This window comes from Vibrio gazogenes, from assembly GCF_023920225.1.
Lineage (GTDB): Bacteria > Pseudomonadota > Gammaproteobacteria > Enterobacterales > Vibrionaceae > Vibrio > Vibrio gazogenes.
The window spans coordinates 401,129-424,637 of sequence record NZ_CP092587.1 but is presented as its reverse complement, the minus strand read 5'-3'; the positions used below and the strand labels follow the sequence as shown (position 1 = coordinate 424,637).

General features: G+C 44.4%; 15 protein-coding genes and 1 pseudogene. 11 read left to right on the top strand and 5 right to left on the bottom strand.

Annotated elements, in window-relative coordinates; genetic code table 11:
* Positions 1 to 119: 119 nt before the first annotated feature.
* The 3 genes from pepA (at position 120) to MKS89_RS01950 (ending at position 5,107) form a co-directional block, all read left to right on the top strand.
* Positions 120 to 1,631: a leucyl aminopeptidase gene (gene pepA, locus MKS89_RS01960; RefSeq protein WP_072958897.1), complete on the top strand. Its 1,512-nt coding sequence runs from the start codon at positions 120 to 122 to the stop codon at positions 1,629 to 1,631.
* A gap of 69 nt (positions 1,632 to 1,700) precedes the next feature.
* Positions 1,701 to 2,150 (top strand): DNA polymerase III subunit chi, encoded by a 450-nt coding sequence (locus MKS89_RS01955; RefSeq protein ID WP_072959225.1) that lies wholly within the window; start codon positions 1,701 to 1,703, stop codon positions 2,148 to 2,150.
* Positions 2,151 to 2,245: 95 nt separating this feature from the next.
* Positions 2,246 to 5,107 (top strand): valine--tRNA ligase, encoded by a 2,862-nt coding sequence (locus tag MKS89_RS01950; RefSeq protein ID WP_072958900.1) that lies wholly within the window; start codon positions 2,246 to 2,248, stop codon positions 5,105 to 5,107.
* Between the two features lie 94 nt (positions 5,108 to 5,201).
* Here MKS89_RS01950 and MKS89_RS01945 read toward each other — a convergent pair whose 3' ends face one another.
* From MKS89_RS01945 to rluA, 4 genes are all read right to left on the bottom strand, one after another.
* On the bottom strand, positions 5,202 to 6,197 hold the full coding sequence (locus MKS89_RS01945; protein WP_072958903.1) for a M48 family metallopeptidase: 996 nt from the start codon (positions 6,195 to 6,197) through the stop codon (positions 5,202 to 5,204).
* Positions 6,198 to 6,199: 2 nt separating this feature from the next.
* On the bottom strand, positions 6,200 to 7,369 hold the full coding sequence (locus MKS89_RS01940) for a YjgN family protein (protein ID WP_072958906.1): 1,170 nt from the start codon (positions 7,367 to 7,369) through the stop codon (positions 6,200 to 6,202).
* Between the two features lie 205 nt (positions 7,370 to 7,574).
* Positions 7,575 to 8,537, bottom strand: a complete 963-nt coding sequence (locus MKS89_RS01935; RefSeq protein ID WP_072958909.1) for a D-2-hydroxyacid dehydrogenase — start codon at positions 8,535 to 8,537, stop codon at positions 7,575 to 7,577.
* Between the two features lie 50 nt (positions 8,538 to 8,587).
* A complete protein-coding gene (gene rluA / locus MKS89_RS01930) occupies positions 8,588 to 9,325 on the bottom strand; it encodes a bifunctional tRNA pseudouridine(32) synthase/23S rRNA pseudouridine(746) synthase RluA (protein WP_072958912.1) in 738 nt (245 codons plus the stop codon).
* 340 nt (positions 9,326 to 9,665) lie between these two features.
* On the opposite strand from rluA, the gene MKS89_RS01925 reads away from it, so the two are divergent.
* Positions 9,666 to 10,955, top strand: coding sequence for an NRAMP family divalent metal transporter (locus MKS89_RS01925; RefSeq protein WP_072958915.1), 1,290 nt, complete (start codon positions 9,666 to 9,668; stop codon positions 10,953 to 10,955).
* A 112-nt stretch (positions 10,956 to 11,067) separates the two neighbouring features.
* Here MKS89_RS01925 and rapA read toward each other — a convergent pair whose 3' ends face one another.
* The gene (gene rapA, locus MKS89_RS01920) at positions 11,068 to 13,974 is read right to left on the bottom strand and encodes an RNA polymerase-associated protein RapA (RefSeq protein WP_072958917.1); all 2,907 of its coding nucleotides are present in this window, start codon (positions 13,972 to 13,974) and stop codon (positions 11,068 to 11,070) included.
* A gap of 482 nt (positions 13,975 to 14,456) precedes the next feature.
* Here rapA and MKS89_RS01915 point away from each other — a divergent pair.
* From MKS89_RS01915 to pyrB, 7 genes and pseudogenes are all read left to right on the top strand, one after another.
* Positions 14,457 to 14,648, top strand: a pseudogene (locus MKS89_RS01915) (PhoH family protein); the annotation flags it as partial.
* Between the two features lie 164 nt (positions 14,649 to 14,812).
* Entirely contained in the window at positions 14,813 to 16,189 is a 1,377-nt protein-coding gene (locus MKS89_RS01910) for a PhoH family protein (protein ID WP_072958923.1), read from the top strand.
* A 403-nt stretch (positions 16,190 to 16,592) separates the two neighbouring features.
* Entirely contained in the window at positions 16,593 to 17,984 is a 1,392-nt protein-coding gene (locus MKS89_RS01905) for a glycoside hydrolase family 1 protein (protein ID WP_072959228.1), read from the top strand.
* A 213-nt stretch (positions 17,985 to 18,197) separates the two neighbouring features.
* Positions 18,198 to 20,066, top strand: a complete 1,869-nt coding sequence (locus tag MKS89_RS01900; RefSeq protein WP_072958926.1) for a beta-glucoside-specific PTS transporter subunit IIABC — start codon at positions 18,198 to 18,200, stop codon at positions 20,064 to 20,066.
* A 97-nt stretch (positions 20,067 to 20,163) separates the two neighbouring features.
* The gene (gene licT / locus MKS89_RS01895; protein WP_072958929.1) at positions 20,164 to 21,009 is read left to right on the top strand and encodes a BglG family transcription antiterminator LicT; all 846 of its coding nucleotides are present in this window, start codon (positions 20,164 to 20,166) and stop codon (positions 21,007 to 21,009) included.
* 291 nt (positions 21,010 to 21,300) lie between these two features.
* Positions 21,301 to 22,305, top strand: coding sequence for an ornithine carbamoyltransferase (gene argF / locus MKS89_RS01890; RefSeq protein WP_072958932.1), 1,005 nt, complete (start codon positions 21,301 to 21,303; stop codon positions 22,303 to 22,305).
* A gap of 273 nt (positions 22,306 to 22,578) precedes the next feature.
* A complete protein-coding gene (pyrB, locus tag MKS89_RS01885) occupies positions 22,579 to 23,508 on the top strand; it encodes an aspartate carbamoyltransferase (RefSeq protein ID WP_072958935.1) in 930 nt (309 codons plus the stop codon).
* Position 23,509 lies beyond the last annotated feature (1 nt).

Here is a 23,509-nt window from a genome sequence, read left to right as displayed (position 1 = left end):
TAAAATCTTATGCCTCTCGGAAGCTGAGTAAAAATGATTCGGATTTCGCTGTCGTTCAGCCAGTAAGAGTGCATTATCTACGATTTAGTTCTATTTGTCTTCACGATGTAGGAGTACGCATGGAGTTTAGTGTAAAAAGCGGCAGTCCGGAGAAGCAACGCAGCGCATGTATTGTTGTCGGAGTATTTGAACCACGCCGACTTTCTCCAGTCGCTGAACAGCTTGATAAAATCAGCGATGGCTATATCAGTTCGTTGCTACGACGCGGTGATCTGGAAGGAAAACCGGGACAGATGCTTCTGCTGCATCAAGTTCCGGGAGTGCTTTCCGAACGCGTATTGCTCGTTGGCTGTGGGAAAGAAAGAGAGTTAGGAGAACGTCAGTACAAGGAAATTATCCAGAAGACGATTAGTACCCTGAATGAAACAGGCTCAATGGAAGCCGTATGTTTCTTAACCGAACTGCATGTCAAAAGTCGGGATACATACTGGAAGGTTCGTCAAGCTGTCGAAGCAACCAAAGGTAATCTGTATACATTTGATCAGTTTAAAAGTATCAAACCTGAAACGCGTCGCCCATTGCGCAAACTAGTGTTCAATGTGCCGACTAGACGGGAGCTGAGTCTCGGTGAGAAAGCGATCAATCATGGATTAGCGGTGTCTTCCGGAATTCATGCCTGTAAAGACCTCGGCAACATGCCACCGAATATTGCCAATCCGGCTTATCTGGCTTCGCAGGCACGTCGCCTCGCTGATGATTACACCAGTGTCACCACCAAAATCATCGGTGAAGAAGAGATGGAAAAGCTCGGCATGACATCCTACCTTGCCGTCGGGCGCGGTTCTAAAAATGAATCGATGATGTCGGTGATCGAATACAAAGGGCATCCTGATCCAGAAAGCAAACCTATCGTCCTGATTGGTAAAGGGCTGACTTTTGACTCTGGCGGTATTTCACTGAAACCCGGAGAAGCCATGGATGAAATGAAATATGACATGTGTGGTGCAGCCTCGGTTTTCGGTACAATGAAAGCGATTGCCGCATTGAATCTGCCACTCAACGTAACAGGTATTCTCGCAGGTTGTGAGAACATGCCGGGTAGTAACGCGTACCGCCCCGGAGATATTTTGACCACGATGTCCGGACAAACGGTTGAAGTATTGAATACTGATGCAGAAGGACGCTTGGTTCTCTGTGACGTCCTGACCTACGCGGAACGCTTTGAGCCCGATTGCGTGGTCGATGTTGCGACACTGACCGGTGCCTGTGTGATTGCATTGGGTCACCATCTGAGTGGTGTGATGTCTAATCATAATCCGTTGGCACACGAGTTGATCAATGCAGCAGAGCAGTCCAGCGACCGAGCATGGCGCTTACCGATTACCGATGAATATCAAGAGCAGTTAAAGAGTCCGTTTGCAGATATGGCGAATATTGGTGGTCGTCCGGGCGGAGCCATTACCGCAGGATGCTTCTTGTCTAAGTTTGCCAAAAAATATAACTGGGCCCATATTGATATCGCGGGTACAGCTTGGCGCAGCGGTGCATTGAAAGGTTCAACGGGACGCCCTGTCCCACTGCTGGTTCAGTTCTTACTCAATCGTAGTGGACTGATCGAGAGCGAAGAGTAACTTGATGGTTACCGAACAGAAGAGGGTCACACCGACCCTCTTTATTTTTGATATTTGTCCGACATGCCAATGAAAACAGCCACATTTTATCTGATCTCACCTGATAGCCGTCAGGCACAGCCCGAAGGGTTTCGGGAATATGTGCTCTTTCTCGCCCAATATTTTGCCAATCAAGGGGCAAGAATTTATCTGAACTGCCATCACCGTGACGAAGCAGAATTGATTGCCGAGCTTTTCTGGCAAGTTCCTGCTGAGACGTTTCTGGCCCATAATCTCGTTGGAGAAGGCCCGAAAAATGGCACGCCCGTTGAAATCGGTTATCCGCAGGTCTCTCCGTCCTGGAATCGGCAAATCGTCATAAATATGGCAGAAAATAACACAACCTTTGCGGATCGCTTTACAGAGGTGATAGACTTCGTCCCTTGCGAAAAAAATGCCAGACATCTGGCCAGAGAACGGTATAAAATCTACCGCCAAAACGGGTATAAGCTCCAAACAATTGAAATCGCTTACCCATGATTGAAAAACATTATCGCTCAGGTTTTCTGCATACAGAGACCTCAGTCATAACGTTTAATCCCGATTAATTCAGACAGTATCCATCGAAGAGTACTATGGAAAAGACATATAACCCGACATCAATTGAACAAGCTCTCTATCAGACTTGGGAAAAGCAAGGCTATTTCAAGCCTAGCGGTGACACATCAAAAGCATCCTATAGCATTATGATTCCGCCGCCGAACGTCACAGGTAGCCTGCATATGGGTCATGCCTTCCAAGATACCATCATGGATACCCTGACCCGTTGCCAGCGTATGAAAGGGAATAATACACTCTGGCAAGTCGGCACCGACCATGCTGGGATTGCAACGCAGATGGTTGTCGAACGCAAAATCGCTGCAGAAGAAGGTAAAACCAAACACGATTATGGTCGGGATGCCTTTATTGACAAGATCTGGGAATGGAAAGGTGAATCCGGCGGAACCATCACACAACAGTTACGCCGCTTAGGTGCGTCTGTCGATTGGGATCGTGAGCGTTTTACCATGGACAAAGGCTTTTATGCTGCCGTTCAAGAAGTCTTTATCCGACTGTATGAAGAAGACTTAATCTATCGGGGTAAACGTCTGGTCAACTGGGATCCGAAACTGCATACGGCCATCTCTGATCTCGAAGTTGAAAACAAAGATAAAAAAGGCCATATGTGGCACTTCCGCTATCCATTAGCCGATGGCGTGAAAACAGCAGATGGCAAAGACTATATTGTCGTTGCAACAACACGTCCTGAAACCATGCTGGGCGATACCGGTGTTGCGGTCAACCCCGAAGATCCGCGTTATCAAGATCTGATTGGTAAGCAAATCTTGCTCCCGATCGTTAATCGTCGGATTCCGATTGTCGGTGATGAACATGCCGATATGGAAAAAGGAACGGGCTGTGTAAAAATCACTCCTGCCCATGACTTCAATGACTATGAAGTCGGCAAGCGTCACAACCTACCGATGATCAACATTTTTACTTTCGATGCCAATATCCGTCAAGACGCTGAAGTCTTTACCAGCAAAGGAGAAGCCAGCGAAGATTATCCATCTGAGTTACCGGAAAAATATCAAGGCGTCGAGCGTTTTGCAGCTCGGAAACTCATCGTTGCTGAATTTGAATCACTCGGTTTGCTCGAAGCAATCAAAGATCATGACTTAACGATTCCGTATGGTGATCGCGGTGGTGTGGTGATTGAACCAATGCTGACCGATCAGTGGTATGTTCGTACAGCGCCATTGGCTAGTGTCGCAACCAAAGCGGTTGAAGACGGTGAAATTCAGTTTGTCCCCAAACAGTATGAAAACATGTACTTCTCTTGGATGCGAGACATTCAAGACTGGTGTATTTCACGCCAGCTTTGGTGGGGCCACCGTATTCCGGCTTGGTATGACAATCAGGGCAATGTTTACGTTGGCCGTCATGAGGAAGAAGTGCGTCGTAAACATGATATTGCTGCGGACGTTGAACTCCATCAAGATGAAGATGTGCTGGATACATGGTTCTCTTCTGCGCTGTGGACCTTCGGTACACTAGGATGGCCGGAACAAACACCTGAACTCAAAATGTATCACCCGACAGATGTACTAGTCACAGGCTTCGATATTATTTTCTTCTGGGTTGCCCGGATGATCATGATGACGATGCACTTCATTAAAGACGAAAACGGAAAACCACAAGTACCGTTTAAAACGGTCTATGTTACCGGACTGATTCGGGATGAAAACGGCGATAAAATGTCGAAGTCCAAAGGTAATGTTTTGGATCCTATCGATATGATCGACGGCATTGACCTCGAAACGCTGGTTACCAAACGAACCGGCAATATGATGCAGCCTCAACTGGCGGCCAAGATCGAGAAGAATACGCGCAAGACTTTCGAAAATGGTATCGAAGCTTATGGCACCGATGCGCTGCGTTTCACACTAGCCGCAATGGCGTCAACCGGACGAGATATCAACTGGGACATGAAGCGTCTGGAAGGTTACCGGAACTTCTGTAACAAACTCTGGAATGCTAGCCGCTATGTGCTGATGAATACTGAAGATCAGGATTGCGGATTCGCAGCGGATGCACAGCTTGAATACTCGCTGGCCGATCAGTGGATCGAATCTCAGTTTGAACTGGCAGCCAAGAGCTTTAATCTCCATATCGACAACTTCCGCCTTGATATGGCAGCCAATACCCTGTACGAGTTTATTTGGAACCAATTCTGTGACTGGTATCTGGAACTGACCAAACCGATTTTGTGGAAAGGCACTGAAAATCAGCAACGCGCAACTCGCCGTACCTTGATTACCGTACTGGAGAAAACATTGCGTCTGGCTCATCCTGTCATTCCTTATATTACTGAAACGATTTGGAAGAGTATCAAACCGCTGATTGCTGGTATTGAAGGGGAGACAATCATGTTGCAGGCGCTGCCACAATATGATGAAGCAAACTTCCACCAGAAAGCGCTTGATGACATTGAATGGGTGAAATCTTTTATTACCAGCATTCGTAACCTGCGTGCCGAATACGATATTAATCCGGGTAAACCGTTGTCTGTCATGCTCAAAGCTGCTGATGAAAACGACGCTGCTCGTCTGGCAGCAAACCAACAAGTGTTAACCTCTCTGGCAAAACTGGCAGATGTACGCATCTTAAACGCGGGTGAAGAAACACCGGCATGTGCGACCGCATTAGTGGGTAAATCTGAACTGATGATTCCAATGGCTGGTTTGATTGATAAAGTTGCGGAGCTGGATCGTCTCACCAAAGAGATTGCCAGAACTCAGGGTGAAATCAAACGGATTGAAGGCAAGCTCGGTAATGAAGGGTTTGTCGCCAAAGCACCTGAAGCGGTGGTTGCCAAAGAACGAGAAAAACTCGCCGGCTATCAAGAAGCATTGGTGAAACTGGAAGAACAAAAAACGACGATTGCAGCCCTGTAATCGCCAAGACGACAGAGACCAAAACAGCGGCAATGCCGCTGTTTTTTTATTGCATCGAATCATCGATTATCATCAAATCCATCGGTTTGTTTTCCTATGGCTTGCGCATCGATTCAATCCGTTCAGAGAAATTAGGATGTGAACTCAGCCAGTCCGGCATATGTTGCATTTGTTGCTGCCGAAGTAATTCAAACATCTCAGCCATTGGCTCACTGGTATGATAAATCTTCAACATTGCCTGTTTGGCAAAATGGTCGGCCTGACGCTCCATATCTCGCGATAAACCCGTGTTCATCACAAAAACACCGGCACCAATCATCTGATGCACGACACCTGATGTATCTCCTGTTAACGAAGCGACGACGACCGCTGTCAAACTCGACTCAACCAACCGCGTCATCATATGACGATGATAAACGTGCCCCATCTCATGCAAAATCACCCCATCGAGTTGCTGATCGCTCTGGGCAAGTTCAACCAAAGGATCAAGGAGTACGATTTTGCCACCGGGCAACGCGAATGCGTTGGCGATCTCACTGTCGCGAAACTCAATCTGTATAGGGAAAGGCATTGGTGGGAGTTGCTGTTGGAATAAAGCGACCCGCTTTCTGATGGCTTGTTGCTGCTTGAGCGGAATCTGGCTCATTGCAAACTGTTCATCCAGCTGGTCGAGGATTTTTTCTCCGACGAAAACAGGGACGCCCTCAGGCAACATTCGAGCCGCGTAATGACTCACCCATGGAATCCCATACCGATAACCGGTAAACAGCATCGCGATACAGAAAACAATACTCACTAGAATCAACCATAGGTTAGATTCAACCTGGCGGATTCTGAGTGATTTTTTGCCCTTCTTTTGCAGCAAACAATCAATATCTTTATTTTGCTCAGGGACAAAAACCCACCCATCGGGAAAAGTGATGCGTACGGGGAGATTACCAACACTGTCACTGAGCGTTAACAGCTCAAACGAAGTCTGACTGACCAACTCGTTATCACAACGCAATTCGATCTGCTCTGCGGAGATGTCGATATCCGCAGAACACCGCTGTGATAAACGGGGCGGATAAGCCGCCCCTTCGACTCGCATTATCAAATGCCTAAATTGATATCAAAGGCTTGCACCAGCTCATCTCCCAGTGCAGAGCGCACATCTGAATCTTGATCCACAGCCTCGATCATATCTAAATTACCGATCACTTGTGTCTGCTCAGCGGCATAATTCGCCATACGCACTTTCACCCACGGATGCGCTAACCCCAAGGTGAAAATTAACCCCAACATATTGGTCAGTAATAACCCCACATACTTCAACACTGAAAAGCTGGAATTAAGCTTAAGTGACTGGTTATCCAATGAAACAGCGGTTTGAGAATAAACGTAGTTTCGAATCCGGACACTCATATAAGCAGCGGAAATCATCCCAATAATAATCAACAAGAGATAACCAATAATGATTCCCCCGAGCATGGTATCATTCATCGAATACATGAAGCTGTCGATATCCATGATGATATTCATCACCACTGAATAAAAGAAAATGCTGCCCAGTACTAACATCATCAACGCGCCACCAATAAAAATACCAATCGCACCTAAATTAATGAAAAATAGATTTTTACTGGTAAGAACCGCGGAAAATTCAGCATTACCATATCGGTAGCCATTCATAAAATAGCGCCATACTCCGGTCATCACCCATGCTTGAATAAATGCACACAACGCAACAAAAGCAATTGCCATCACGACAGTCAACAAAACACTATTGACCATCCGTGTGATAATCACGATACCAGCAATTCCCAGAATAAATCCGAGAATGGCAACCACACCACGCCCCATAAAAGTGATATAAGCTTGTTTCAGTGTGCCTGCAAAAGCAAAGTGAGTATTTCGGTAACTGGTCATTGCCGAATCAAAGCGGACATTACTCCACATCATCCAAGGCAATACCAGATAAAACAAAATTAATAAGACAGCAGACGCCACTTCAGAAACAGAGCTTAACATCACCCAAATTAATAAACACAGCATGGCAACTGCACGCCCTTTGAGGATTTGTTTCGGTGTCCCGTGATATTCAAAGTTATCTTGCGCGAGATAGGTATTGCCATAGAAATAACGTTTGGTTCTTACTTTGGCCCAAGCCGAATAGACACCCAAAGTCACTACGGAGAGCAAAATATTTACAATCCAAATGCCAAAAAACTCCCCAGTCCGTCCATTAAAACGGAGAGGATTCACAGTATTATTTTCGTTCATGAGTCAATCCTGACGTTATATTCAATATAGCGCCAAATCATCAGCGTGATGATTTGGCTAAATCATATAGAATGGCAATGTTATCAACAATACGAATAGCCTGCACGCGTCTAAACGACAAGCTCATAAATGTGAGATATCTTGCCAAAAAATAGCGCACTGACATCCCCATTTACTTATTTAACGTGATGACATTCATCACTGACTAAACAATTCGGTTCTGTTTTTGCCCTTGATGAAATACCGTAATATTGTCGACTAATCGCTGAACCAGTTGCTGAATCGCAGAATCACTGCCCCAAGCAATATGAGGCGTCAATAACAGGTTCGGTAAATCAATATTGGCGACCAGTGGATTGCGCTCATCGGCAGGCTCCTGCGTAAATACATCGACACCGGCAGCGGCAATCGTGCCAGACGTCAACGCATCAACCAGTGCGGCTTCATCCACAAGCCCCCCTCTTCCGGTATTGATCAGAATCGCGTTGGCTTTCATCATCGATAGCTCATCCGCACCAAGCAAATGGTGAGTCTCTTCAGTTAAAGGGCAATGTAATGAAACCACATCAGCCTGACGTAACACCGTTTCAAACGGCAAACGTCCTTCTCGGCAAACGGATGCCCCTTTACGCTCAGCAAAGATAACCTGCATCCCGACGGCCCGGGCCAGTTCAGCGGTTGCTTGTCCCAGCGTGCCATGACCGATAATCCCGATGGTGCTATCGGCCACATCACCGATTGGATGCGTGAAAAAACAGAACTGACGACGCTGTTGCCACTCTCCCCGGCCAATATCATGATGATAGGCCATCAAATGACGACGGAGTGCGAAGATCATACCGATGACATGTTCGGGCACGGAACGTGTCGCATATCCCTGCACATTCGTGACCGCGATGCCATGCGCCCGACAATACTCGATATCGACATTGTTCACGCCAGTTGCCGCAACAGCAATCAGACGTAATTTGGGAAGTTGAGACAATGAATCCGCGTTGAGCACCACTTTATTGGTAATAATCACGTCTGCATCGTGAACTCTTTCCAGTAACTGCGACGGTGATGTTTCATCATAACTCACCCACTGATGTTCAAAAGGAAGCTCAGGAAAATAAATATGAGCGGGGATCGTGGCTCGATCAACAAATACGACTCGCGGTAATGACATCCTTTTCTCCTTATCTAGGTTAGGAACCCGAATCTAGGTTGGGAACCCGACTATGGCCTCGGCAGCTTCTTATAATCCGGCAGTTTTCTCTCTGGGTCAAAATGTTCGAAAATAATCTCTTCCGCTGGCGGATAAAACTCACACGGCACGAATATACGTCTCAACCAATGATTTTTGGGATGATAGAAACTCAGTTCTGCGGCATGTAGATGGAGTCGCGCGGCAAACGCTCTAGCTTCTTCTGGCGCATAAAACTCATCCCCCACAATCGGATGGCCAATTGCCAGCATGTGAACTCGCAACTGATGGGAACGCCCCGTCACCGGGAAAAGACGGACAACCGTCGTCAACGCTTCTCTTGCGACCACCTGAAATAAAGTCCGGGACGGCTTACCGGTTTCAAAACAAACTTTCTGACGGGGACGATTCGGCCAGTCACAAATCAATGGTAAATCAACTTCACCTTCATCCTGCGCAACATTGCCCCACACTCGTGCATAGTAGACCTTATGCGTTAATCGATACTGAAACTGTTTTTTCAATGCACTTTCTACATGTTTATTCTTGGCAAACAGCATCAGTCCGGACGTCGCCATATCCAGACGGTGAACGATCTGAATTTCCGGATAGTCATCCACCAAGCGAGACCACATGCTGTCATAGTGTTGCGGATCTTTGCCGGGCACAGAAAGCAAGCCAGACGGTTTATTGACCGCCAAAATATGCTCGTCTTGATAAATAATCTCCGTCCACGGTGTGGTCGGAGGCGTGTACGATGTCATTGCCATATCAGCATCTCTAGGAAAAAACGCGCTGCATTATATACCGAAATCAGCGCAAGATGCAGTCCGGTTAGTTTGGCTTTACATGAAGGTCAATACGACAAAGTTATCATCAAGAGATCGTACCACCACATGATTCATCTTCATTTCTTAACATTTAATGTATATATAAATTGACACATACTACAAATATGATATTCATGTTATTTATTGACAAAACAACAAAAACACGCATGAAAAACATAGCGTACATGGTCAATCTGTCGTCACCAACGATAGCGCAAACACACAGAATAAAAACGACACAACATCGCTGCAAACAATTGCTTTAAACTAAGGAACAAGAATGGAAAATGCTGCCGCTTATCCCTCTCCACAGGGATTTTCATTGTCCAGAGTGATCAAATCACTCGGTCCCGGAATTATGATGGCTGCCGCTGCCGTCGGTGGATCGCATCTCGTGGCATCAACCAAAGCTGGGGCAATCTATGGCTGGCAACTGGCAGCCTTAATCTTGCTCGTGAATCTTTTTAAATACCCTTTTTTCCGAGCTGGTATTCAATACACCATGGGCACAGGGGAATGTCTGGTGCACGGTTATGCACAACTCGGCAAACCTTATCTGTGGATTTTCATGCTGCTGAGTGTCATTTCGGCCGTGATCAATACGGCAGCCCTGACGCTCTTTAGTGCCAGTCTGTTGGGATATTTCATGCCGTTTGAACTATCCAGCCTGACTTTATCGATCATGGTCGTCACCACCTGTTTGATCATTTTATTTGCCGGCCACTATAAAGCGCTCGATTCACTGGCGAAAGTGATCATGGCAGTGCTCACGATTGCCACGCTATCAGCCGTCGTTATTGCCATTGGTCATCCCGCAGCAACCGTGCCAGACGCACCCGATCCATCGCCTTGGACACTTGCGGCAATCGGCTTTCTGGTTGTGACCATGGGATGGATGCCAGCCCCGATTGAGATCTCGAGTCTTACCTCAATTTGGCTGAAAAATCAGTGCGCACAACAGAATGTCACACCGAAATCAGCACTATTCGATTTTAATATCGGCTATATCGGGACTGCGATTCTGGCCATTATCTTTCTGGCGCTCGGCGCATTACTGATTCATGGCACGGGCACTGAATTGTCGAAATCAGGGATTGGATTTACCCACCAGTTAGTCAACTTATACGCATCGACCATTGGTGAATGGGCCCGTTACCTGATTGCAGTCATCGCTTTCTTCTGTATTTTTGGCAGTACGATTACCGTCATCGATGGCTATTCGCGCGTGATAGCCGAGTCACAACGTCTGTTAACACAGCAAGCAACCGATGAGAAAACAGATGTGGAAAAACATCGTTATCTTTCGCCCTGGATGCTGATCGTTTCGGTAGCAGCGCTGAGCATTCTTGCTTTTGCTAAATCAGCCTTATTGCCGATGCTGAATTTCGCCATGATTATGGCCTTCGTTACGACGCCCGTTTTTGCCCTGCTCAACTATATTTTGGTCACCAGAACACCGTTGCCGGAATCACTGACACTGGGGCCTAAAATGAAATTATTGTCGATTACCGGGCTGATTTATTTATTTGGCTTCCTTGCACTCTTCCTCTGGTGGAAATGGTTCATGTAAGCGGTCAATACGCTCGGTTCAGTACTTCTGAGTATCAAAAAAAGCCATCATTGCTGATGGCTTTTTTGTGCTTGTATGGTGATGAATACGACTGACTGATATCAAACCACAATCATTGATGTGAAACCACAATCAAACGTAGTGAATCCAACTGATACTGCGCTTGCTGAATCAACACGGACAACACTGAAATCTGATTACCCAGAATCTCGATTTCTTCTTCCCGAATATTCGGATTGACCGCTTTCAACGCCTGTAAACGTTCGAGCTCGCGATTCAAGGCCGAGACCATTTCCTCTTGAGCCGTATGTCGAATGCTCTCCACCTTCGACTGGATCACCGCTTCACTGCGCTGAATCAGTTGATGAACCTCTTGCTGAACGGAGGTCACCAGCTTGTTTGCTAAATGGCGGTTAACCGGACTCAGTTGGCGATTGAACCCTTCGAATGCCACCTGCGATGACAGATCATTGCCCTGCGCATCCAGCATCAGACGAATTGGTGTTTTAGGTAAGAAGCGGCCGATACCGCTGCTTTTTGGTGCCTGAGCATCCACGACATAGACTAACTCGAGCAAAATCGTCCCGACCGGCAGTGCTTTATTCTTCAACAAAGAAACGGCTGACGTTCCGACCCCCTCACTCAGGAGGAGATCAATCCCTCCCTGAATCATCGGATGTTCCCATGTCATAAAGTGAATATCTTCCCGCGAGAGTGCTGTTTCCCGCTCAAAAGTAATCGTCGCACCTTCATAAGGTAACCCAGGATAACTCGGTACCATCATGTGCTCAGAAGGGGTAACCACCAGCGTATGCTCACCACGATCATCCTGATTCAGCCCAATGGTATCGAACAGGTTCAGCGCAAAAGCGACCAATTCGGTATCACCATCCGTTGCTGCAATGTCACGGACAATTTGTTCCGCTTTTTCACCACCATGAGAATGCATTTCCAGTAAACGATCTCGCCCGTGTTCCAGTGCCGCTTTCAAGTCGTGATTCATCTTACGGGCATCGCTGATCAACGTATCCAACTGGTGCTGATCTGATGACGATAACTGCGCCATCAAACGTTCAGCGAAGGATTCAAATACAGTATTCCCCGTCGGACAAGTCTCCGCGAAAGCATTCAAACCTTCATGATACCAACGGGCGATGACTTCTTGTGACGAGCCCTGTAAATAAGGCACGTGGATCTCAACATCCTGCTTTTGGCCAATCCGATCCAGACGTCCGATACGCTGTTCCAACAGATCCGGGTTCATCGGTAAATCAAACATGACCAACTGGCTGGCAAACTGGAAATTTCGTCCTTCAGAACCAATCTCACTACAAACCAGTACCTGCGCCCCGCCTTCATCCTGGGCAAAATAAGCAGCGGCTTTATCACGTTCAATAATCGACATACCTTCATGAAAAACCGTCGCCCGAATGCCTTCGCGTTCACGCAATGCCTGTTCAATCTGAAGTGCGGTCTCCGCCTCGGCGGCAATCACCAAAATTTTATCGCTACGCTTCGACTTCACTTTATCGAGCAGCCAGTTGATCCGCGGATCAAACATCCACCACACCTGCGAGCTATGCGCCTGAGCGTGATAAGCACGTTCAGGGTACATACCGCTTTCGATTTTCAGGTGATGGGCGGAATCAAGTGAAGCAATATATTGCTCGATGAAATCTAGATATTCCAGCGGCTGCGCCAGTGGAATCAGATTGACACAACGCTGTGGAAATCCCTGAATGGAAGCGCGCGTATTACGAAACAGTACTCGTCCGGTCCCATGACGGTCCATCAAGTTACCAATTAACTCATCTCTCGCACTGACTTTTTCTTCACTGCTGGTATTGCCGTCAATGATCCGAAAAAGCGGTTCGACATCCTGCTCAGAAAGCAGCTCGACAATATGATTTTTCGATTCATTGGATAACGCCCGCTCTTCAGCCAGTGCAGACACTGCTTCGGCAACGGGTTCATAAGACGCTTCTTCTTTAATAAATGCATCAAAGTCATAAAAGCGGTCAGGGTCTAATAAGCGTAGTCGGGCAAAGTGGCTTTCCCGGCCCAGCTGTTCAGGCGTTGCAGTCAATAACAGAACGCCGGAAATCTGTTGCGCCAGCGCTTCAACAATCAGATATTCAGAGCTAGGCTGATCAACCTCCCATGCCAGATGGTGCGCTTCATCGACGACCATCAAATCCCAGCTTGCCGCTTTGGCTTGCTCAAAACGCTGCGGATATTGCCGGAGAAAATCAAGAGAACAGAGCACATACTGCTGAGTTTCAAACGGATTTTCAGCCTCACTCTGTGACTCGATACAGCGCTCTTCATCAAAAATCGAAAAGTGCAGGTTGAAACGACGCATCATTTCGACCAGCCACTGATATTGAAGAGTTTCAGGGACAACGATCAAAATTCTTTCTGCTCTGCCCGCCAATACTTGTTGGTGGATGATCATTCCCGCTTCAATCGTTTTACCCAATCCGACTTCATCAGCCAGCAGAACGCGAGGCGCATGGCGCCGCCCGACCTCATGAGCAATGTAAAGTTGGTGGGTAATCAAACCAACACGGCCACCACAAAGTCCGCGCATTGGGCTTTTATGCTGCTGATGCTGATTGACTAATGCACGGTAGCGCAATGCGAAATTGTCCATCCGATCGATCTGACCGGCAAACAGTTTATCCTGAGGTTTATTAAATCGAATTTGGTGGCTTAAAAATATTTCTCGCAATTCAACCTGAGTTTCCTGCGTATCCTGACGGGTACCGATATAAGTGAGCACCCCATTGTCTTCACTCACCTGTTCAATCAGTAACGTCCATCCTTCTTGGCTATCGACGGTATCACCAGTATGAAAAATAACTCGGGTGACCGGCGCATCATGGCGTGCATAAACCCGATTCTCTTCTGATGCAGCAAACATTAATGTGACGGTTCTGTCATCTAATGCCACCACAGTTCCTAATCCTAAGTCGCTTTCGGTATCACTTATCCAACGCTGCCCCAACGCAAAAGCCATGAATCAACCACCTCATTTTGATCAAAGTATCACTAAAAAATCTGCCCTTTACTAACCCGTATCATTATGACCGTGATTCCACCAAGGTGCAGAAAAAGGGGGCTCATCTTACTTGATGCTGTGATACAGGTCACGTGAAATCCACTCCGCTGCGGGATGACATAAAAATGTAAAAAAATGATGTCATTTGTAAATAGATTGATTGCTATACTTACACCATTCGGTATATAGCAATCAGACTTTCAGAATTTGAAACTTGGGCAGCACAATGGAAGTGTATGAATCGGGTCATTCAGTTGACATGATGCCCACAACAAATAGCGTAGTAAGCAACAAGCCAGTCTCAGTAACTGCGTTTGTTGCACAGGTTTGTTAAAAGGTTTGCAGTACGTCGAGAGGCATACAAACCCAACCCGGTATGACTCTGACAGGTGCTGACAAGCTATCCTTCTCAGTCGCCGCTTAACGGCAAGGAGACGCTTATGGACGATACCGACCGGAAACGATTTGTCTTGGTCTTGGATACCAAGATCCTCCCCTCTCAACCGCTGGCGATTAATTCCTTCCAGCAACATGATGTGGTCCCAATTTCTCCCCCCAAAGACCCCAGCCGAATTCAAGACGATAAACCAGATATCACAAGGGATGCTCGCGTCACAATCCGTGCTTTGGACTCTCAGTACCAGAAAAGAAGCGATCGATGTCAAAAAGGACAATACATTCGCACGATACAGACCTTCAAAACGCAGTGCCCGGTCTCTCACAACAGAGATGAAATCATTAGATAAATCATGATGGCAGAAACATCGGTCTTTCCATTCTATGTAGGAAACAGATTATGATATCAAGAACCAACACTCCCCGAGTTTTAGATACTTCAGCATTAGTCCACGACCCGAAAAGTTTACTCGCATATCAAGATGATGTTTATATTTGTCTAACCGTACTCGAAGAGCTGGACAATCTAAAAGAACGCAGAGAAAAATCAGTCAGTGCCGATGCTCGCGTCTGTATACGAATGCTCGAAGATTTAGTCAATGGTCATAATGCGGAAGAGTTACAAGCAGGTATTGACCTACCATCGAGTGAAGTCGGTCAAAGAGGCAAATTATTTATTGCTGTAGATACCAATATTGAAGTCGAAGAATCCCTTCGTCACGGGATTGGCAGTGATGCCGATAACCACATTATTAATTTTGCCTTCCAACTGCAGAAAAAGCTCGGCAGAGATGTATCGTTGGTCAGCCGCGATATCAATATGCGACTGAAAGCCCGAACGATTGGCGTATTCTCTGAAGATGTGCCGATTGATAATCAAATAACAGACATCGACTTGCTTTATTCCGGAGTACAATATTTTGAAGGCGATTTATTTAATCGGATAGAGACGGATAAAGATTTCAAACTATCCGGTGACTGTTATCAATTCGATCGCCATTTATTTAATGAAGACGTTCAAAAAAATATGTACTGGTTTGATGATGAACAGCATATCGGGGTTGTGACACAAGTAACCTCAACACATGTCATCACAAAGCTGTTACCGAAAAAACACGGAAAAGTCTGGGGAATTAGTCCTAAAAATCAAAGACAAGCAATTGCATTAAATCAGTTAACCGACCCCAATTATGACTTGAATATCATGCTGGGTCCTGCGGGATCAGGGAAAACATTCTTAGCGGTCGCAGCCGCATTACATCAAGTGATCGAAACAAAGCAATATAAGAAAATTGTCGTGGTCAGAAGCCGGGATTTTATGGATGACGATCCGGGATTTCTACCCGGTGACTTAAAAGAGAAATCCCTCCCGCTCATGGTCGGTATCACTGATGCTCTTGTATCCATGCATTCCGACGAAGGTGAGGATTGTAATGTTCATGAAACGGTCGAGCACATCATCGAGCGGGCTAACATTGAATTTACAAGTATGGCTTACTTTAGAGGACGATCACTCGACGATGCGGTGTTAATCATTGATGAAGCACAGAATATGACGCGTGCGCAAGTCAAAGGAATGCTGAGCAGAGGCGGAAAAAATTGTAGAACGATATTACTTGGCAATCTGAGTCAGATTGACGATAAATTTGTGAGTGCCGCATCCAGTGGTTTATCCGCAGCGGTCAATGTTTATAAAAACTATGAAAAAGGCTCTATTCTCATCTTTGATGAAGTAGAAAGAAGTTCACTCGCTGAGTTCACAGAAACATATTTTTAATTTTAAACGGAAGGCTCGCGGTAAATATTCTATGGCGAGCCTTTCTACGTCAAATGCCATTGAAATGGGAAGGCCATTCCTGCCGACATTTTCCTTGAATGACGCCGATTGAAGACACTCTGAATCCTGCATCTTGAGGTTACTTGGGTATAACCCTATAAGCAATCAGTATCGCTAATATGTTATAACGATCAAACTATCAATTATTCCATGTGATAATCATCACATAATTACACTATGCTAGTTTTTTTGTTCTATTGATTTGTTTATGGTTTATAAAAATAAAAGGGCGTTACCTTTTTTTGGGCGAAACCTGAGATAAACGTAGTTAAACACTGCGTTTATCTCAGGTTTTTTTTTGGATTCCGGAAATGAAAACCGGATGATGAATCGGGAGATAAAGATGAAAGGCTTTCCAGAAGATTTTTTATGGGGCGGAGCAGTCGCTGCAAATCAGGTAGAAGGCGCATGGAATGTTGGCGGAAAAGGTGTATCAACTTCAGATATGCAATTAAATGGCATTCATGGAGCGATCACTCACAGAGAAAACTCTGATGTAGAGTGCATTAAAGATATTGCGATCGATTTTTATCATCAGTACCCGGAAGATATCAAACTTTTCGCCGAAATGGGTTTTAAGGTATTACGGACATCAATTGCGTGGTCAAGAATATATCCCAATGGGGATGAAGCTGAGCCCAGTGAAGCCGGGTTAGCATTTTATGAGCAATTATTTGCCGAGATGGCTAAATACAATATCCAGCCTTTAATTACATTATCTCATTATGAAATGCCATATGGTCTGGTAAAAAAATTAGGTGGATGGATTAACCGCGCAACAATCGATCATTTTGAAAAATATGCTGTAACAGTATTTAAGCGCTATAAAAATCAAGTCAAATACTGGCTGACTTTTAATGAAATTAACATGTCTCTCCATTCTCCTTTTACAGGTGTTGGACTTGAAGGTAGCCCTGATGAACAACAAATTTATCAGGCAATTCATCATCAGTTAGTCGCAAGTGCCCGAGCAGTAAAAGCTCTTCATGACATCATTCCTGATGCCTCGATTGGCAATATGTTACTGGGAGCCTTACGTTACCCGATGACCTGTCACCCTAAAGATATGTTAGAAATGCAAAAGAAAAACCGAGAATGGCTATTCTTCGGTGATGTCCAGGTTCGTGGTGATTATCCGGCATGGATACAACGATATTTCAGTGAAAATAATATTCATCTCGATATCACTGAAAGTGATTATGCAGATTTAATGAATACTGTTGACTTTGTTTCTTTCAGTTATTACATGAGTGGCTGCTCGACTTGGGAACCTGAAAAATATGAGGGGTCTCGAGGTAATATTATCCGACTCATTCCTAACCCGCACTTAAAAGCATCCGAATGGGGCTGGCAAATTGATCCAGAAGGTTTACGTTACTTACTGAATGAGTTGTATGATCGTTATCAAAAACCACTTTTCATTGTAGAAAATGGATTTGGTGCACGAGATGTCGTTGAAGAAGATGGTAGTATCCATGACGATTACCGTATTGAATATTTACGCCAACATATCGCTCAAATGAAAGAAGCGATAAAAGATGGCGTTAAGATGCTAGGTTATACCAGTTGGGGACCAATTGATCTGGTGAGTGCTGGTACAGCTCAAATGGAAAAACGTTATGGTTTTATTCATGTTGATCGTGATGATCAAGGAAATGGAACTTTAATTCGTAGACGCAAAGACAGTTTTTATTGGTATAAAAAAGTCATCTCAAGTAATGGTGAATGTTTGTAAATATCTTATACCGTAAAAATACATAATTTAATATATGCCCTAACATCTAGGGCATATATGACAAGACAAATTTAAACTTTCTAATTATTTAAATTATTGGGATTGGATGTTGTGACTCTATTGAATCTTATTTGTAGCCGCACAATATTCTCATGGATTTATGATCTTTAATATATAAATTTGTTCAGTACCTTATTATTAAGAGGAATTCTTATGAACACTAAAGAGCTAGCCTCCAACATTTTGCAAGAAGTTGGTGGTGAAAGTAATGTAGCTTCGTTAGTTCATTGCGCGACACGTTTACGTTTTAAAATTTTAGATATAAATAAAGTAAACATGAATGCACTTAATGAACTAGATGGCGTTATCACAGCGATTAACTCTGCTGGACAAATTCAAGTTGTTATTGGCAATCGAGTTTCAGATGTCTACATGGAATTTGGTTCTATTTCATCAATTTTGAGCGAAAATAAAAAATCAAATACACATAATGATGCACCAGAAGACAAAGGAAACATACTAGAAAATCTTGTCGATGTTGTTTCATCTATTTTTACACCATTATTAGGTGCGATGGCAGCATCAGGTGTACTGAAAGGGGTCCTCTCGATTCTAACGGCACTGGGTCTACTATCTCATACACAAAATGAATATGTTATACTCTCCGCTGCATCTGATAGTATTTTTTATTTCTTACCAATCCTATTAGCAATCACCTCCTCAAGAAAATTTGGTGCCAATACTTTTGTCTCTGTCTCTATTGCAGGAGCGATGATTTATCCAACGATTCAAGCTCTCTATGAAAGCGGTCAAGATGTGGCATTTTTTGGTATCCCTGTTATTTTAATGAAATATACAGGTTCAGTGCTTCCAATTATCCTTTGCATCTGGGTAACCAGCTATTTAGAGAAAAAATTAAAAGATTTATTCCACGATAGTATTCGCAATATAGTGACACCATTTTTGTTAGTGACAATCATGGTACCACTGACTTTAATGTGTATTGGTCCTGTCAGTGTAACTGTCAGTACAGCTGTCGCTGAGGTCTTTGTTGGTATATATAAATTCAACCCAATCATCGCAGGCGCACTATTCGCAGCATTCTGGCAAATCTTTGTTATTTTTGGCGTTCATTGGGGCTTTGTTACGCTTTTCATCAACGATTTATCGATTCTTGGTCGAAGTTATCTGAAAGCCGCGACCGGACCGGCTGTATTTTCACAATCAGGTGCCTTATTAGCCGTTATGATACGTACTAAAGATGAAAAAATGAAAGCCTTAGCCGGGGCTGCATTTATTACTTCATTATTTGGTATTACCGAACCCGGTGTTTATGGTGTGACACTGAAGCTGAAAAAACCATTCATATGTGCAGTCATTGCAGCAGGTTGTGGTGGCGCCATCGTCGGCTATGCTCAAAGTTCTGCGATTTCTATGGGAATGACCAGCTTACTAACCATACCTATTTTTTACGGCCCGGGCTTCACTGGATTTATTTTAGGCTGTCTCATCGCTTTTGTGGTCAGTTTTATACTGACTTTGATTGTTGGCTTTCAGAATACAGCTACAACTAAAGAGCAACCCGAGGTATCTGCACCGACTAATCTTACGCAAAATGAGTTACCGAAAGTTGTCGGAGACAAACTGCTTGTTGCTGATGAAATGATGAGTCTTCCGATTAAAGGTGAGGTTATTGCACTGGAGAGTGTTGATGATAAAGTATTTTCCTCCGGCGCCGTCGGTGATGGTATTGCAATCATACCGGCAGAAGGGCTCGTGTATGCACCAACAAATGGAATAATTGCTCATACCTACGATAGCGGCCATGCCATTGGATTACTTTCAGATACTGGCGCAGAAATCTTGATTCATGTCGGCATTGATACCATACAGTTACAAGGCAAATATTTTACGATGCATGTCAAAGAAGGTGATCGTGTCGTAGAAGGACAATTGTTAATTGAATTTGATAAAGATTCGATAATCAGTGCGGGTTACCAAGTTGTAACACCGTTTGTAATTACTAACGTTGCCACAATTCAAGAGCCCGAAACATCAACTTTAACACCTCATGCATCTTGACAATATAGTCAACAATAAACTTTAATTAATATCAGGAATTAAAATCAACAATAATCATATTAACATATGATTATTGTTGAATTTCTTAGGTGAGATGATGAAAATTGACCGAGTTTTAAATAATAATGCAGTATTTGTCATTACAGATAATGGCAGTGAGTCCGTTGCATTAGGTCGTGGTATCGGATGGAACAAAAAGAAAGGCGACATCATCCAAGAATCTGATATTGAAAGCCATTTTTTCAAATCTCAGGGTGGCATTCATGATTTTTTTGCTGATATTCTGTCTGAGATGCCTCCCATCTACCTTACTCTGACTGATCAAGTGATCAAAATGGCACGTGAGGATCTACAGATCGAGCTCCAGGATACATTATTTTTATCTCTCTGTGACCATATTAATTTTGCTGTTTTACGTTACAAAAAAGGGATGACTATCCGTAATCAGTTTTATTGGGAAATTAAGCAATTCTACCCTTTAGCATATTCAGTCGGAGAAAAAGCTTTAGCATTGATCAACAAGACATTAGAACTTGACATCCCAACAGATGAAGCCGCTTTTATTGCGCTTCATCTTGTCAATGCTGCTGGTGAAAATAACATGAAAAATGTTATACAAAAGACTGAAATAGTGAAAGATATATTAAGTATTATAAAATATGATTTAAATATTAATTGGAATGTTCAAGATATCAACTATCAGCGCCTGCTGACACATTTAAAGTCTTTCGCTCAACGTCTTTCTAATAAGAATCTGGTTGATCACGATCAGGTATCTTTATATGACGACATCGACCAACGATTAAGTTTATCTTGGAATACAGTGAATAAAATTGAAACTTATTTAAATAAAAAACATAGTTATACTCTAACTTATGATGAAAAGGCATTTTTAACCATACATATAGAACGTGTGCGTAACATAAATTTGTCCAATTCATAGCTGTCATGTCAAGTATACGGATGTTGATGCTCGATTAAAGTCAATCAGAGATAGAAAGGCATCGCATCAATCAATGACCAAAAAACCTCTCTTACCCGTCCTTGATGCACCACGATCAAGCAACAATTGCTCTGCAATAACTGAGACTCAATTTATTGATATATGCAGTAAAGAGCAAAAAACGCGGATCAACATGAATAATTCGCCATTTTTTTAAACTAATTATTCACATAATGGGGTGTTCTGTGGTTTACTAGCCATATTCGTGGTGACCATTTGCAGGACTGAAGCATGGCTTTTAATTTACGCAACCGCAATTTTCTCAAACTTCTCGATTTTACGCCAACCGAGATCCAATTTTTGCTGGATCTGGCAGCAGATTTGAAAAAAGCAAAATATACCGGTACCGAGCAGAAAAAACTGCTGGGCAAAAATATTGCGCTGATTTTTGAAAAATCATCCACCAGAACCCGTTGCTCGTTTGAAGTCGCTGCATATGATCAAGGAGCACAGATCTCTTATATTGGCCCATCCGGTTCTCAGATTGGTCATAAAGAATCGATGAAAGATACCGCCCGGGTCCTTGGCAGAATGTATGATGGGATTCAATATCGCGGTTATGGTCAGTCCATCGTCGAAGAACTAGGCGCTTACGCAGGTGTTCCCGTCTGGAACGGGTTGACTGATGAGTTCCACCCCACTCAAATCCTGGCTGACTTTCTCACCATGCAAGAACATAGCCGTGGCAAACATCTCTATGAAATCTCATTTGCCTATTTGGGAGATGCCCGTAATAACATGGGAAATTCGCTAATGGTTGGTGCCGCTAAAATGGGGATGGATATTCGTCTCGTCGCCCCTAAATCATTCTGGCCGGAAGAGTCGCTTGTCAAAACTTGCCAAGAAATCGCCAAAACTACAGGCGCAACCATTACATTGACCGAAGATGTTGCCGCAGGTGTGAAAGGGTGTGATTTTCTCTATACCGATGTCTGGGTATCAATGGGTGAAGCTCCCGAGGCTTGGGACGAGCGTGTCGCATTGATGACGCCTTACCAAATCAATATGCAAACCATCCAGTTAACGGAAAACCCTCACGTTAAATTTATGCATTGTCTCCCGGCATTTCACAATGATGAAACAGTCGTCGGTAAAGAAATCGCTGAGAAATATGGCATGCAAGGGCTGGAAGTAACCGAAGAAGTCTTTGAGTCGGGTTATTCAATTGTGTTTGATGAAGCAGAGAACAGAATGCACACCATCAAAGCGGTGATGGTCGCAACGCTCGGCGCTTAACTGCTTGCATCGCAGAGGCTGAAATTAATTCTTTGCGGACACGATGTAATCGCTTGCACTCAATCAAGTTAAGCGTATAATGCCGAGCAATTTGTCTCAGAGGGAACATCATGGGCGTTCGGGATCATACCGCAACATACGCTTGTCAACGCTGCATTGGGGTAAGCAAATACACTTGCCTCATCTTATGGTTCTCCTTTGTTACTCTTTTTGAAAGCCTCCCTGATCGGGGGGCTTTTTTATGCCTGTCAGAAAATACTAGGGAAGATGATCATGACGAATTCGCTATACAAAAAGCACATCATCTCAATCTCTGAACTTACACGTGATGAGTTAGAGTTGATTGTTAATACAGCAGGTCAGCTAAAAGCAACACCTCAACCGGAATTGATCCGCAATAAGGTCATTGCCAGTTGCTTTTTTGAACCATCAACACGGACACGCCTCTCTTTTGAAACCGCGATCCAACGTATTGGTGGTAACGTGATTGGATTCGATAACGGTGGTAATACATCGTTGGCGAAAAAAGGCGAAACGTTGGCAGATTCGGTACAGATTATTTCTTCCTATGTTGATGCCTTTGTGATGCGTCACCCACAGGAAGGTGCTGCACGTCTGGCCTCTGAGTTCTCGAATGGTGTCCCCGTCATCAATGCTGGTGATGGTGCCAATCAACATCCGACTCAGACCTTGCTCGATCTCTTTACGATTACCGAAACACAAGGTCGTCTCGATGGGCTAAACATTGCATTTGTCGGTGACCTTAAATATGGACGTACCGTGCATTCTTTGACTCAGGCACTCGCCAAATTTAACAACAACCGTTTCTTCTTCATCGCACCGGATGCACTGGCGATGCCCGACTATATCTTAGAAGAACTGGAAGAAGCAGGTCATGAATATAGCCTGCATACCGATATCGAGAGCGTGATTCCCCAAGTGGACATTCTCTATATGACCCGGGTACAGAAGGAGCGCTTTGATGAATCAGAATATGCGCATATTCGCTCGGCTTATATTCTTAATGCAGCCCAACTTCAGAACGCAAAAGAGAATATGAAAGTGCTTCATCCACTGCCACGCGTCGATGAAATCACTACGGATGTCGATCAAACACCACACGCTTATTTCTTCCAACAGGCAGAAAATGGCGTATACGCACGCGAAGCACTGCTGGCGCTTGTGCTGAATGAAACACTGTAAG